Here is a 13,242-nt window from a genome sequence, read left to right on the forward strand (position 1 = left end):
AAATCCTCATCACAAATTTGGTAAATGCCACCCGCGCGGGTTGCGCGTGGTGGCTTTTGTCAGGCACAAGATCGGCACAGCGCAACAAAGCGAGACACGCATATGAGCAAATCGGCCCGCAAATCCCTGTCCAAGATTTTTGTCTGGGCAATCCTTGGCCTGCTATTTGTGGCCCTAGCAGGCTTTGGGATCGGGTCGTTCTCAGGCGGCGCCTCGCGGATGGGATCGGTCGGCGATATTGAGATCAGCGCCGAAGATTATGCCCGCGCCCTAGATCAAGAATTGCGTGCCCGCAGCGGGGAGACGGGGCAAAATGTGACCCTGTCGATGCTGATTGCCAACGGCATAGATGCACAGGTGCGTCAGGGCCTTTTTGCGCGCGCGGCCCTTGATAATGAGGCGGCGATGATGACGCTCTCCATCGGGGATGAGGAGATCGCCAACCAGATTTTGCAAATCCCCGCTTTCCAAGGTGCAGATGGCACGTTCGACCGCCAAGCCTATGAGTTTTTTCTCAGCCAACGTGGTTTGAGTGCTGGCGAATTTGAGGAAGAAATTCGTGCGGATATCGCCCGCACCATCCTGCAATCTGCGATTTTGGGGCGCGTGCCTGCGCCTGCGGCATTGGTTGATCCTTTGGTGGCCTATCAACAAGAATCCCGTGGCTTTTCTTATCTGCCTTTGACCGCCGCCGATTTGGACGCCCGCGTGCCTGCCCCTACGGAAGAGCAGATCATAACCCATTACGAGGCGTTCCCAGATCGCTTTACCCTGCCCGAGGCCCGCGAGATCACCTATATCTGGATCACGCCCAACATCATCATGGATGATATCCCCGTCAGCGACAGCACGCTGCAAAGCCTCTATCAGGAACGCATTGAGGAATACCGCCAACCCGAGCGCCGCTTGGTGGAGCGTTTGGTCTACCCCACAGAAGCAGAGGCCGAAGCCGCTTGGGCGCGGCTCAATGACAACAGCGCAGATTTTGAAACCCTCGTGAGCGAACGTGGGCTGTTGTTGGGAGACACCGATATGGGGGATGTTACCCGCGATGATCTCTCTGCCGCCGAGGCAGAGGCCGTTTTCGCCGCAAGCAATGCGGAATTCGTGGGCCCCGTTGCCTCGCCCTTTGGCCCTGCAATTTTCCGCATTAATGCCGTGTTGGATGCGACAGAAATCCCGTTTGAAGAGGTGCAGGACGACCTGCGCAGCGAAGTCACGGCGGATGCCGCGCGCCGCGCCATTTCTGACCTGCGCGAAGGGTTTGACGACCTCCTCGCCTCAGGCGCCACCCTTGAGGAGGTCGCGGATGAGACGCAAATGGTGCTTGGCACGATCCGCTATGATGGCAGCCAAGAGGATGGCATTGCCGCGTACGAGGCTTTCCGCGCGGTTGCAGACACGATTGAAGACGGGGATTTCCCCGAAATTCTCGATCTCTCCGATGGCGGGGTATTCGCCCTGCGGCTTGACCAAATCGTGTTGCCAACCCTGCCGCCTCTTGACGATGTGCGCGCGGATGTCATCGCGGATTGGACAATCTATGCGACCCAAGACGCGCTCTTGGCCCGCGCCGAAGAAATCCGCGCCGATATCGCGGCCTCGGGTCGGCGCCTTGAGCGGTTTGGCGGCTTGATGCGCGAGACAGATGTGCGGCGCAATGACTTTATCGCGGATACGCCTGACGCGCTGGTACAAACAGTGTTTGGCCTGTCCCGCACGGGCGAGATTGCGGTTGTCGGCGGTGAGGCGCAGGCCTTGGTCGTGCGCCTTGATGCGATCAACCCTGCCGATCGCGCCGACCCTGACACGGATCTACTGGCCAACATCCTGACCCAACAAATCAGCCAGTCCCTGACGGCTGATTTGTTCGAAGATTTCGGACGCCAGATGCAATCGGCGGTCGGCCTCACCTTTAACCAATCCGTGGTCAACCAAGTCCACGCATCCTTCCCATAAGGCTCGGATCATGGCGCTAATCACCCGTTTTGACAGCTTCGCCGAAGGTTGGGCGCAAGGCAAAAACCAGATTGTCTATGCCCGTTTGGCTGCTGATTTGGACACGCCTGTTTCGCTGATGCTGAAACTTGCCAATGCGGGCCAAGACAGTTTCATGCTTGAATCTGTCACGGGCGGGGAATTGCGCGGCCGCTATTCAATCGTGGGCATGGCCCCCGATGTGATCTGGGAATGTCACGGCACACAGGCGCGGATCAACCGCCACGCTGCCCAAGATCGGGATCATTTTGTTGATTGCGACAGCGCACCCCTCACCTCGCTGCGCGCGCTTTTGGCCGAAAGTCAAATTGATCTGCCCGCCGATATGCCACAGGCCGCAGCGGGTCTATTCGGCTATTTGGGCTATGACATGATCCGTTTGGTGGAGCATTTGCCCGATGTGAACCCAGACCCGCTTGGCCTGCCTGATGCCGTGATGATGCGCCCATCTTTGGTTGCCGTGCTAGATGGTGTTAAGGGCGATGTAACCTTGGTGTCGCCTGCGTTCTTCTCGGCGGATGTTTCGGCGGAAACCGCCTATGCGGCGGCCTGCGCGCGGGTGCAAGAGGCGCTCGACAAGCTCGAACAGGCCCCTGCCATCGCACAACGCCATTTGGGGGTGGATGCAGACACATCTGGCGTTGAGCCCGTTTCCAATTTCACCAAAGAGGGCTATTTCGCCGCCGTGGACAAGGCCAAGGCCTATATTCGAGCGGGCGATATTTTTCAGGTTGTTCCCTCGCAGCGCTGGACGCAGGATTTCCCGCATCCACCTTTCGCCCTCTATCGCGCGTTGCGGCGCACGAACCCGTCGCCCTACATGTTCTTCTTCAATTTCGGGCCTTATCAAGTCGTTGGCGCAAGCCCAGAGATTTTGGTGCAGGTCAAAGGCAGCCAAGTCACCATTCGCCCGATTGCAGGCACACGCCCCCGCGGTGCAACGATCGAAGAAGATCGCGCGCTTGAGGCAGATTTGCTGAGCGATAAAAAAGAATTGGCCGAACATCTTATGCTGCTGGATTTGGGCCGCAACGATGTGGGTCGTGTCGCCAAAATAGGCACAGTGCGTCCAACCGAAGAATTCATTGTCGAACGCTACAGCCATGTGATGCATATCGTTTCAAATGTTGTGGGCGAATTGTCGGATGAGCATGATGCGCTTTTCGCCCTTTTGGCGGGTCTGCCCGCAGGCACAGTCTCGGGCGCGCCCAAATTGCGCGCCATGCAGATTATTGACGAGTTAGAGCCAGAAAAGCGCGGCGTTTATGGGGGCGGTGTCGGGTATTTCAGCGCGGGCGGTGATATGGATATTTGTATCGCCTTGCGCACGGCTGTTTTAAAAGATGCACAGCTTTACATCCAAGCAGGCGGCGGCGTTGTCTATGACAGTGACCCCGAGGCGGAATTCATGGAAACCGTGAACAAATCGCGCGCCTTGCGCAAAGCTGCGGCAGAGGCCGCGCAATTTGCGGGCCAATCCCATAGCAAAGATTAGACAAGAACGCCTAGCGCATGAGGGTCTGTTGCAAGATCGCTGAGACGGGCGCGACCGCATAGCTTGCGTTCACAGCCGCCTGCCCTGCCCCCCAAGACAAAAGCGCCGCCAAGGTTTCGGGATAGCTGCGGCCCAAAACAATCGAGCTGCCTGTTTGCTGTGCCTCAAAAGCCGCACGATCCAAAAGCCGCAACATGACGGGCGCAGATTGCCCCTCGTCATCCAAAACGCGGTAAAGACGCGCGGCAGGAACGCCATCGCGGGCGGCGGCCTGCTCAAGACCGCCAAGGCCGAAGGCACCTGCAATCAGCCCATGGCCCGTTTCCCCCATCCGCGCCAGAACCTGACCTTGGAGGGAAATATCCCCGCGCAATGTTCCATCTGCGCTGTCAAGCAAGCCCACAGTTTGCGGCAGGCGGTCGAGCGCGGCCTCGCATGCCGCAAGATCAGCAAACCGCGCCTCTATTACCGCCTCAATCCCTTCCGCACGATATCGCGCCAGTTGCGCCTCTGCATCCATGCGCGTGGGATCAATCACGATGCTCACAGGCACCGTTAGGCTTTGCAAGGTGCTATCGGTCAGCGGAAATTCGGGATCATCATAAAGCAAGATTGAGAAAAGCGGCACAGATTGCGGTGCAGAAAACGGCGTTGCGTAGGCCACGACCACAGGCAGATCTTCCGGCTCTGGCATAGGTGCCGAGGCCGAAACGTGGGGCATCGCGGGTTGTGCAACAGGGGCATCTGGCGTGATTGTTGGCCAAATCACGCGTTCTGGCTCAGGTTCTGGCTGCGGCTCAGCCTCTGGCTCTGGCTGGGGTTCTGGCTGGGGTTCTGGCTCAGGCGCGGCGGCAGGGGCATGATCTGGGGAGGGGGCTGCGGCCTCTTGGGCCTGCTCCACCACCCCGCCCGTGTCTTGCCCTAAGAAATAGGATGTGCCCAATAATCCCGTCACAGAGATCACCGGGCCGATCACGGCACCGACCAAAACCCCTTTAGCATCCGACTTTACCCTCTCTTGTGCCAATCAATCTGCGCAGTGCCGCATGTTTTCAGCCCCACCTCCCTTGACCCCGAGGCGCGGCTCTGAACATTTATAGCCTGAGTGATCTGCCAAAACACCCCCAATTCCGCGAGCCCGTCATGCTTCTCTTGATCGATAATTACGACAGTTTCACCTATAACCTTGTTCACTACTTGGGCGAGCTTGGGGCAGAAACCCGCGTTTTGCGCAATGACGCGCTGACAGTGACCGAGGCCTTGGCCATGGGGCCAGATGGGATTGTTCTTTCACCTGGGCCTTGTGACCCCGCACAGGCGGGTATCTGCCTTGATCTGACCCGCGCTGCCGCCGAGGCCCGCGTGCCGCTTTTTGGCGTGTGCTTGGGGCATCAAACCATTGGCGAGGCCTTTGGGGGTAAGGTCGTGCAGTGCCATGAAATCGTGCATGGCAAACTGGGCGAGATCCATCACAAGGGCATCGGGGTCTTTGCAGGCCTACCTTCGCCCCTTTTGGCGACGCGCTATCACAGTCTGGTGGTCGAGCGCGCCTCCCTGCCCGATTGTCTTGAGGTCACAGCGGAATTAACAGACGGCACGATTATGGGGCTGCGCCATAAAACCCTGCCAATTGAGGGCGTGCAATTTCATCCCGAAAGCATCCGTTCGGAACATGGCCACGCGATGCTGAAAACCTTTATCGACACCACGAAGGGAGCGGTGCCTGCATGAGCGATGCAATGAAACCCCTGATCTTTGCGGCCTCAGAAGGGCCGCTGTCCCGCGCCCAAGCCGAGACGGCTTTCACACATCTGTTCGAGGGCACAGCAACCGCCGCGCAAATGGGGGGCTTGTTGATGGCCTTGCGCGCGCGCGGTGAATCCGTCTCAGAATATGCGGCGGCGGCGGCTGTGATGCGCGCAAAATGCACCGCCGTGTCCGCACCCGCAGGCGCGATAGATATCGTGGGGACAGGTGGCGATGGCATGGGCACGCTGAACATTTCCACCGCGACCGCCTTTGTAGTGGCGGGCGCAGGGGTGACCGTGGCCAAACATGGCAATCGCAATCTGTCTTCCAAATCAGGGGCCGCAGATGCGCTGACCGCCTTGGGGGTCAATGTCATGGTCGGTGCCGAAGTCGCAGAACGTGCCATCAGTGAAATTGGCATCGGCTTTATGATGGCCCCAATGCATCACCCCGCGATCAAACATGTCATGCCCGTGCGCCAAGAATTGGGATGCAAAACCATCTTCAACATCCTTGGGCCTTTGACCAACCCTGCAGGGGTGAGACGGCAATTGACCGGGGCCTTTGCGATTGACCTGATTTTCCCAATGGCTGAAGTTCTCAAGGATTTGGGATCCGAGAAAGCATGGCTTGTCCATGGGGATGACGGCAGCGATGAGGTGTCGATCTGCGGGGCCACACAGGTTGCAAAGCTTGAGGATGGCAAAATAACAGGCGGTGAAATTCACCCTGAGGATGCAGGCCTGCCCGTTCACCCCTTGCGCGATATCTTGGGTGGCTCTCCTGAGGAGAATGGCCGCGCCTTTGCCGCGCTGCTTGAGGGGGCGCCATCAGCCTATCGAGATGCAGTTCTCTTGAATGCGGCCTGTGCGCTTGTGGTTGCGGATCACGCCAGCGATCTACCCACTGGGGTCGAGATGGCCCGCGACAGCATCGACAGCGGCCAGGCCAAGGCAAAACTAACCGCCCTTGCCCGCCTGACATCGCAAGCCTGACATCGGAGGCCGCATGAGCACCCCCACGATCCTAGAAAAAATCAAAGCTTATAAGCTTGAGGAAATCGCAGCCGCAAAGGCAGCGACCCCTCTCAGCGAGGTTGAGGATGCGGCGCGCAATGCCCCGCCACTGCGCCCCTTCGCCGAGGCGCTACAAGAGGCCAGCCGCGAAGGCTATGGTTTAATTGCTGAAATCAAGAAGGCGAGCCCCTCCAAAGGGTTGATCCGCCCTGATTTTGATCCGCCGGCACTGGCACGCGCCTATGAGGCGGGCGGGGCCACCTGCCTCTCGGTTCTGACCGACACCCCCAGTTTTCAGGGTGCGCCCGACTATCTGGTGGCGGCACGCGCCGCAACCACCCTGCCCGCGCTGCGCAAAGATTTCCTCTATGACACGTATCAAGTGGCCGAGGCGCGCGCTTGGGGGGCCGATTGCATTTTGATCATCATGGCATCTGTCAGTGATGCCCAAGCCGCCGAGCTTGAGGCGGCGGCGTTTGATTGGGGGATGGATGCGCTGATCGAAGTGCATGATGAGGCCGAGCTAGAGCGCGCAAGCGCCCTAAAATCACGCCTCTTGGGGATCAATAACCGCAATCTCAACACCTTTGAAACCAGCCTTGAGACCACCCGCCGCCTGTCGCGCATGGCCCCTGAAGATCGGCTTTTGATCTGCGAAAGCGGGCTTTTCACCCCCGCAGATTTGGCCGATATGGCAAAATATGGGGCGCGCAGTTTCCTGATCGGCGAAAGCCTGATGCGCGCGGATGATGTGGCCGCGGCCACAAGCGCGCTCTTATCTGACCTCTATACTAGCACAATGTGAGGGCGGCATGAGCGAGCAAAAACTGACCCATTTCGACAAAGACGGACAGGCGCATATGGTGGATATCTCTGCAAAAGACGCAACTGATCGCGTGGCGATGGCCGAATGTTTTGTGCGCATGGCCCCTGAGACATTGGCGCTTGTGGAAAGTGGCACTGCGAAAAAGGGCGATGTTTTGGGGGTCGCGCGGCTTGCGGGGATCATGGGGGCGAAGAAAACCGCCGATTTGATCCCGCTGTGCCATCCTTTATCCTTGTCAAAAGTGGCCTTGACGCTTGAGGCAGACAGCGCCCTGCCCGGGGTGCGGATCGTAGCGATTGTGAAAACCACGGGCCAGACAGGTGTTGAGATGGAGGCGCTGACCGCCGCCTCCACTGCCGCGCTGACGGTCTATGACATGCTCAAAGCCGCCGACCGCGCGATGGAAATCGGCGGGCTGCGCGTGCTGCTCAAAGATGGCGGTAAGTCAGGGAAATACGAGGCGCAATGATTTCCGTAAGTGAGGCCCTCGCGCGGTGTTTGGACTTGGCGCAGCCCTTGGGGGCTGAAGATATCCCCTTGCGCCATGCAGCGGGGCGGGTTTTGGCGCGGCCTGTTGTGGCGATGCGTGATCAGCCGCCCTTTGCGGCTTCTGCGATGGATGGCTATGCAATCCGCAAAGCGGATTTGTGCCTTGGCGCGCGGCTGCGTGTGGTGGGGGCGGCCCCCGCGGGACAAGCATGGCAGGGCCAGATTGGCCAAGGTGAGGCCGTGCGTATTTTCACGGGCGCCCCGCTGCCGCAAGGGGCCGATCATATTGTGATCCAAGAGGATGTCACCGCCGCAGAGGATCATGTCGTGATCAATGCAGTGGATGACGCGCCCCATATTCGCCCTGCAGGCGCTGATTTCAAAGCAGGGGCAGAGATGACCCCACCACGCCGCTTGACCCCTGCAGATCTGGCCTTGGCCGCGGCCATGAATGCGCCGCGCCTCTCGGTTTATTGCCGCCCTGAGGTGGCAATCATTGCCACAGGGGATGAATTGGTCAGCCCTGGGGAAACCCCGCGCCCTGATCAAATCATTGCCTCAAACACCTATGGTTTGGCCGCAATGGCCGAGGCTGAGGGCGCGGTCGTGCGCCTTTTGCCGATTGCGCGCGACGGGCGCGACAGCCTTGCCGCCACGTTTGAGATGGCAAAAGGCGCGGATTTGATTGTCACTGTGGGCGGCGCATCGGTGGGCGATCATGATTTGGTTGGCGCCGTGGCCCAAGATCTGGGGCTTGAGCGCAGCTTTTACAAAATTGCGATGCGCCCCGGAAAGCCGCTGATGGCGGGGCGGATGGGAGATGCGGCCCTCTTGGGTTTGCCAGGAAACCCCGTATCCGCCATGGTGTGCGGGCATCTTTTCATGGTGCCGCAATTGCGCGCCTTCCAAGGGCTACCTAAATCCCCGCGCCGCACCAAACAGGCGCAACTGTCAACTGATCTGCCCGCCAATGGCCCCCGCGCTCACTACATGCGCGCAAGCCTTGCGCCGCAAAAGGGGGCGGCGCTGCCACATATTGCCCCCTTTACAAGCCAAGACAGCGCGCTCTTGAGCATTTTCGCCGAGGCGGGTGCCTTGTTGATCCGCCCCCCGCATGACGGGCCGCGAAGGGCGGGCGATATTGTTGATTACCTCAGCCTTTAACACCTAAAATCACAGGGGCGTTGACAAAATAGGCGAACAAGGGTAGAACATTCATCGAACATAACCGCATCACGCCAAGCGATGCATGAGCAGAGGCCCGTTCGAGATGTTGACAAAAAAGCAGCTAGACCTGTTGGAGTTCATCCACCGCCGCATGCAAAGGGACGGTGTTCCCCCCAGTTTTGACGAGATGAAAGATGAGCTGGATTTGCGCTCGAAATCGGGCATCCATCGTCTGATCACCGCCCTTGAGGAACGGGGCTTTATCCGCCGTCTGGCCCATAAGGCCCGCGCGCTGGAGATTGTAAAACTGCCCGATGCGTTAGAGCAGAAATTTGGCACTGGCGCCAAAGCAGGCTTTGCGCCCCGCGTGATCGAGGGGGATCGGGTCGACCCGCCCGCCCGCGCGCAAGCGGTTGAGACCCGCGGGGTCAGCGAATTGCCAATGATGGGCCGCATCGCAGCCGGCACCCCGATTGAGGCTTTGGCGGACATCTCGCATCACGTCAGCGTGCCTGCCTCCATGTTGGCGGCAGGGCGTGCGCATTACGCGCTAGAGGTCAAAGGCGACTCTATGATTGAGGCGGGCATCAATGATGGCGATATGGTCATCATCGAAGAACGCAACAGCGCCGAGAATGGTGACATCGTTGTGGCCTTAGTCGAAGGCTATGAGGCCACGCTCAAACGCTTTCGCCGCAAGGGCAACATGATCGCGCTTGAGGCGGCCAACCCTGCCTATGAAACCCGCGTTCTGCCCGAAGGTCAGGTGAAGGTGCAAGGTCGCCTTGTTGGCTTGGTGCGGGTTTACTGACCCCCCTCTTATCGCGACCTGCCAGACCAAAGCCGCGCACCCTGTGATGCGCGGCTTGTTTCTATTGTGATTGGGCCGATGCCCCCTTGGGGCAAATGCAAGGCCACAGCGCCCTCACGGTCCATATCGCGCGCATCAAAAAATAGGCAAGGCCCCGGACTATCCGATGGGTTTAGACGGGCGGCAAGGATCACAACATCCGCTGCCCCACAGGCAGAAAGGGCATCCACCAAGGCCACCTCGCCCCGCCCGTGCCAAACACGATACCCTTTGACGGTGGCAGCCTGCCCCGCCCCCTCCGCTTGCCAAAGCGGTCGTGCGGCCGCCTCGGGTTGGGTCGCAGGATCCCCATCGTTTTCAAGCCAGAGATCCACCACGAACCCCTCGCCGCGCGCATGGCTTGGCACACGCAGGCCCGCCGCATCCATCACCCCGACAAGACGCGCTGACGGGGCAATCAAGATGTCTGGTCGCGGGATTTGGCCCCAAATCCAAAGGGCTACCCCCATGGGCAAGAGAAAGGCGGCCCGCATTGGCCCGTTCCAAATCAATCAGCCCACAAACCCCGCCGCAAAAACGGCGATGCGCGTGCCCGTGTCAGGTTCAACAGGCAGAGCAAAATATGCTGCAATGCCTGTTGCCAAAAAGAGAGGCACCCATAAAAATCGATCTTGGGCTTGCGCGCTTAGATTAGAAACAACAGCGCGCAAACCAAGGCGGCGCGTCCAGATGTGGATCGGTGGATGTGGTACTGCAATCAGCACGTTCTGCGCCCTTGTTTCCCTGTTGCGGAGTGCCTAAACACAGGGCCAAACCTAGCCGTAAGTTTGTAAGAGAAGGGTTAAGGGCCACCGCCCAAACCCACGAAAGGAAAGCCGATGAGCCAGCCTGTCACACGTTTCGCCCCCTCGCCCACGGGGTATTTGCATATTGGCGGCGCGCGCACGGCCCTATTTAACTGGCTTTACGCGCGCGGGCGGGGTGGGAAATTCCTGCTTCGGATCGAAGATACGGATCGCGCCCGCTCAACCCCAGAGGCGACAGCGGCCATTTTAAAGGGCTTGGCTTGGCTTGGCCTCGATTGGGACGGTGAACCCATCAGCCAGTTTGAGCGCGCAGACCGCCATGCCGAAGTGGCGCACGCGATGCTTGAAAATGGTACGGCCTATAAATGCTTTGCCACTCAAGACGAGATCGAAGCCTTTCGCGAGGCGGCGCGGGCCGAAGGAAAATCCACCCTTTATCAAAGCCCGTGGCGGGATGTGGCCCCTGAAACCCACCCTGACGCGCCTTTTGTGATCCGTCTGCGCGCGCCGCGTGATGGTGAAACCATCATCGAAGATCAGGTTCAGGGGGGTGTCACCATCGGCAATGCGCAATTGGATGATATGGTTTTGCTGCGCTCGGACGGAACCCCGACCTATATGTTGGCGGTGGTGGTTGATGACCATGACATGGGTGTGACCCATGTGATCCGCGGCGATGACCATCTCAACAATGCCGCACGGCAAAGCCAGATTTATCACGCAATGGGATGGGATTTACCCATTTGGGCGCATATCCCGCTGATCCACGGGCCAGACGGCAAAAAACTGTCCAAACGTCACGGCGCTTTGGGGGTCGAGGAATATGCCGCAATGGGATACCCACCTGCCGCGATGCGCAATTATCTCGCCCGTCTGGGATGGAGCCATGGTGATGATGAATTGTTCACCGATGTCCAAGCGACCGAATGGTTTGATCTGGGCGGCATTGGCAAATCGCCTGCGCGGCTTGATTTCAAAAAGCTCGAAAATGTCTGCCAATGGCATATCGCACAGATGGAAGATGCCGCGCTTTTGGGGGATATTGAAACATATCTCGCAGCGGCCAATCAGCCCGCCCTTTCGCAATCGCAGAAAGATGGCCTCAAATCCGCGCTCTATTGCACAAAGGATCGCGCCAAATCCCTGCCAGAGCTTTTGATGAAGGCCGCATTTGTTTTAAACGAAAGACCAATAAAACCTGATGAAAAGGCATTAAGGACGCTGGATAATGTATCCCGTGGTATACTGAAATCATTGACTGCGCAGTTGCAGAATGCTACGTGGACGCGTGAGGGTCTTGAAACGCTGATCGGCGCAGTCGCCGAGGCGCATGAGACCAAGCTTGGCAAATTGGCAGCACCGCTTCGTGCGGCCTTGTCGGGACAAACAGTTTCACCGAGTGTCTTTGATATGATGCTCGTGCTGGGTCGGGACGAATCCATTGCCCGACTTACGGATGCAACGGTTGGTGCGGATTAAACCAGACCCGCACCAATGAGGCCCCAAGCGCATGCTACGGCCAGATACGTTAACACCCCCCGTGCAAACCCTGTGTTTTGCGCGGTAAAGCGAGAGGGAACGTCATGACTGACACGAAAACGGCCAAACTCAGCATCAATGATCGCGACTTCGATCTTCCCGTCTACAGCCCCACAGCAGGGCCTGATGTCATCGACATCACCAAACTATATGGCCAGGCGGGCGTGTTCACCCATGACCCAGGCTTTACCTCCACCTCGTCTTGCGAAAGCCAAATCACCTTTATTGATGGCGACAAGGGCGAGCTTTTGCACCGCGGCTATCCAATCGACCAACTGGCGAAAGATTCCCATTATCTCGAGGTTTGCTACCTCTTGCTTTATGGCGAATTGCCGACAGCGGCCGAATTGGACGATTTCGAGACCCGCGTGACCCGTCACACCATGATCCACGAACAGATGCATAATTTCTTCCGTGGCTTCCGCCGTGACGCGCATCCAATGGCGACAATGGTGGGTGTCGTGGGGGCAATGTCGGCCTTCTATCACGACAGCACCGATATTGCGGATCCTTGGCAGCGCGAAGTGGCCTCGATCCGTATGATCGCGAAAATGCCAACCATTGCTGCGATGGCCTATAAATATTCCATCGGCCAGCCCTTTGTGTATCCGCGCAATGACCTCGATTATGCGACCAATTTCTTGCGGATGTGCTTTGCCGTGCCCGCCGAGGAATATGTGCCTGATCCTGTGCTAAGCCGCGCGATGGATCGCATTTTCACGCTCCACGCAGATCACGAACAAAACGCCTCCACCTCAACGGTGCGCTTGGCGGGCTCGTCTGGGGCGAACCCGTTTGCCTGTATCGCAGCGGGTATTGCCTGCCTTTGGGGGCCTGCGCATGGCGGTGCGAACCAAGCCTGCCTTGAAATGCTGCGCGAAATTGGCACTGTGGATCGCATTCCCGAATATATCGCCCGCGCGAAAGACAAAAATGACCCGTTTCGCCTGATGGGCTTTGGTCACCGCGTCTATAAAAACTTTGACCCGCGCGCGAAGGTGATGAAGGAAAGCGCCGATGAGGTGCTGGATCTGTTGGGTGTTGAAAACAATCCAACCCTGCAAGTTGCGAAAGAACTTGAGAAAATCGCGCTTGAGGACAGCTATTTCGCGGATAAGAAACTCTATCCAAACGTGGATTTCTATTCGGGCATCATTTTGGATGCGATGGGGTTCCCAACCTCAATGTTCACCCCGATCTTCGCGGTCAGCCGCACAGTGGGTTGGATTGCACAGTGGAAAGAAATGCTGAACGATCCTGCGGCAAAAATTGGCCGTCCGCGTCAGCTTTATACGGGCCCAACCAAGCGCGATTATGTCGATATCGCCAAGCGCTAAGGCACGACT

The 13,242-nt window shown here is 58.4% G+C and carries 13 protein-coding genes; 10 read left to right on the top strand and 3 right to left on the bottom strand.

Features of this window, described 5'->3' with window-relative positions; all coding sequences use genetic code 11:
* The first annotated feature begins 102 nt into the window (after positions 1–102).
* Positions 103–1,959, top strand: coding sequence for a SurA N-terminal domain-containing protein (locus AAC621_RS01680; protein ID WP_340251566.1), 1,857 nt, complete (start codon positions 103–105; stop codon positions 1,957–1,959).
* A gap of 10 nt (positions 1,960–1,969) precedes the next feature.
* The gene (trpE, locus tag AAC621_RS01685; RefSeq protein ID WP_340251569.1) at positions 1,970–3,493 is read left to right on the top strand and encodes an anthranilate synthase component I; all 1,524 of its coding nucleotides are present in this window, start codon (positions 1,970–1,972) and stop codon (positions 3,491–3,493) included.
* Positions 3,494–3,503: 10 nt separating this feature from the next.
* On the opposite strand, the gene AAC621_RS01690 is transcribed toward trpE, so the two are convergent.
* The gene (locus AAC621_RS01690; protein ID WP_340251570.1) at positions 3,504–4,520 is read right to left on the bottom strand and encodes a divergent polysaccharide deacetylase family protein; all 1,017 of its coding nucleotides are present in this window, start codon (positions 4,518–4,520) and stop codon (positions 3,504–3,506) included.
* A gap of 116 nt (positions 4,521–4,636) precedes the next feature.
* On the opposite strand from AAC621_RS01690, the gene AAC621_RS01695 reads away from it, so the two are divergent.
* The 6 genes from AAC621_RS01695 (at position 4,637) to lexA (ending at position 9,551) form a co-directional block, all read left to right on the top strand.
* Positions 4,637–5,224: an anthranilate synthase component II gene (locus AAC621_RS01695; protein ID WP_340251573.1), complete on the top strand. Its 588-nt coding sequence runs from the start codon at positions 4,637–4,639 to the stop codon at positions 5,222–5,224.
* Entirely contained in the window at positions 5,221–6,237 is a 1,017-nt protein-coding gene (gene trpD, locus AAC621_RS01700) for an anthranilate phosphoribosyltransferase (protein WP_340251576.1), read from the top strand. Before AAC621_RS01695 ends, trpD begins: the two co-directional genes overlap by 4 nt.
* A gap of 13 nt (positions 6,238–6,250) precedes the next feature.
* Positions 6,251–7,063, top strand: a complete 813-nt coding sequence (gene trpC / locus AAC621_RS01705) for an indole-3-glycerol phosphate synthase TrpC (protein WP_340251579.1) — start codon at positions 6,251–6,253, stop codon at positions 7,061–7,063.
* Positions 7,064–7,070: 7 nt separating this feature from the next.
* Positions 7,071–7,553 carry a cyclic pyranopterin monophosphate synthase MoaC gene (moaC, locus tag AAC621_RS01710; RefSeq protein WP_317654433.1) on the top strand — a complete coding sequence of 161 codons (483 nt, stop codon included), beginning with the start codon at positions 7,071–7,073 and terminating at the stop codon, positions 7,551–7,553.
* Positions 7,550–8,737: a molybdopterin molybdotransferase MoeA gene (locus tag AAC621_RS01715; RefSeq protein WP_340251582.1), complete on the top strand. Its 1,188-nt coding sequence runs from the start codon at positions 7,550–7,552 to the stop codon at positions 8,735–8,737. The genes moaC and AAC621_RS01715 overlap by 4 nt, the downstream gene beginning before the upstream one ends.
* Positions 8,738–8,843: 106 nt before the next feature.
* Positions 8,844–9,551 (top strand): transcriptional repressor LexA, encoded by a 708-nt coding sequence (lexA, locus tag AAC621_RS01720; protein WP_340251585.1) that lies wholly within the window; start codon positions 8,844–8,846, stop codon positions 9,549–9,551.
* An 8-nt stretch (positions 9,552–9,559) separates the two neighbouring features.
* Here the strand turns inward: lexA and AAC621_RS01725 are convergent, their stop codons facing one another.
* Together AAC621_RS01725 and AAC621_RS01730 are read right to left on the bottom strand one after the other, a co-directional pair.
* On the bottom strand, positions 9,560–10,084 hold the full coding sequence (locus tag AAC621_RS01725; protein WP_340251588.1) for a hypothetical protein: 525 nt from the start codon (positions 10,082–10,084) through the stop codon (positions 9,560–9,562).
* An 18-nt stretch (positions 10,085–10,102) separates the two neighbouring features.
* Positions 10,103–10,315, bottom strand: coding sequence for a hypothetical protein (locus tag AAC621_RS01730; protein WP_340251590.1), 213 nt, complete (start codon positions 10,313–10,315; stop codon positions 10,103–10,105).
* A gap of 114 nt (positions 10,316–10,429) precedes the next feature.
* On the opposite strand from AAC621_RS01730, the gene gltX reads away from it, so the two are divergent.
* Both gltX and gltA read left to right on the top strand, forming a co-directional pair.
* Positions 10,430–11,836 (top strand): glutamate--tRNA ligase, encoded by a 1,407-nt coding sequence (gene gltX / locus AAC621_RS01735; RefSeq protein WP_340251592.1) that lies wholly within the window; start codon positions 10,430–10,432, stop codon positions 11,834–11,836.
* Between the two features lie 104 nt (positions 11,837–11,940).
* A complete protein-coding gene (gene gltA, locus AAC621_RS01740) occupies positions 11,941–13,233 on the top strand; it encodes a citrate synthase (RefSeq protein ID WP_340251594.1) in 1,293 nt (430 codons plus the stop codon).
* The last annotated feature ends 9 nt before the right edge of the window (positions 13,234–13,242 follow it).

Source organism: Roseobacter sp. HKCC-CH-9208, assembly GCF_037805125.1.
Taxonomy (GTDB): domain Bacteria; phylum Pseudomonadota; class Alphaproteobacteria; order Rhodobacterales; family Rhodobacteraceae; genus M30B80.

What these genes read in the sequence shown, in the direction of transcription:
- gltA (WP_340251594.1), top strand. Translation starts at nt 11,941, where the DNA reads ATGACTGACACGAAAACGGCCAAACTCAGCATCAATGATCGCGACTTC.
- moaC (WP_317654433.1), top strand. Translation starts at nt 7,071, where the DNA reads ATGAGCGAGCAAAAACTGACCCATTTCGACAAAGACGGACAGGCGCAT.
- trpE (WP_340251569.1), top strand. Translation starts at nt 1,970, where the DNA reads ATGGCGCTAATCACCCGTTTTGACAGCTTCGCCGAAGGTTGGGCGCAA.
- lexA (WP_340251585.1), top strand. Translation starts at nt 8,844, where the DNA reads ATGTTGACAAAAAAGCAGCTAGACCTGTTGGAGTTCATCCACCGCCGC.
- AAC621_RS01715 (WP_340251582.1), top strand. Translation starts at nt 7,550, where the DNA reads ATGATTTCCGTAAGTGAGGCCCTCGCGCGGTGTTTGGACTTGGCGCAG.
- AAC621_RS01695 (WP_340251573.1), top strand. Translation starts at nt 4,637, where the DNA reads ATGCTTCTCTTGATCGATAATTACGACAGTTTCACCTATAACCTTGTT.
- trpC (WP_340251579.1), top strand. Translation starts at nt 6,251, where the DNA reads ATGAGCACCCCCACGATCCTAGAAAAAATCAAAGCTTATAAGCTTGAG.
- AAC621_RS01680 (WP_340251566.1), top strand. Translation starts at nt 103, where the DNA reads ATGAGCAAATCGGCCCGCAAATCCCTGTCCAAGATTTTTGTCTGGGCA.
- AAC621_RS01725 (WP_340251588.1), bottom strand. Translation starts at nt 10,084, where the DNA reads ATGCGGGCCGCCTTTCTCTTGCCCATGGGGGTAGCCCTTTGGATTTGG.
- trpD (WP_340251576.1), top strand. Translation starts at nt 5,221, where the DNA reads ATGAGCGATGCAATGAAACCCCTGATCTTTGCGGCCTCAGAAGGGCCG.
- gltX (WP_340251592.1), top strand. Translation starts at nt 10,430, where the DNA reads ATGAGCCAGCCTGTCACACGTTTCGCCCCCTCGCCCACGGGGTATTTG.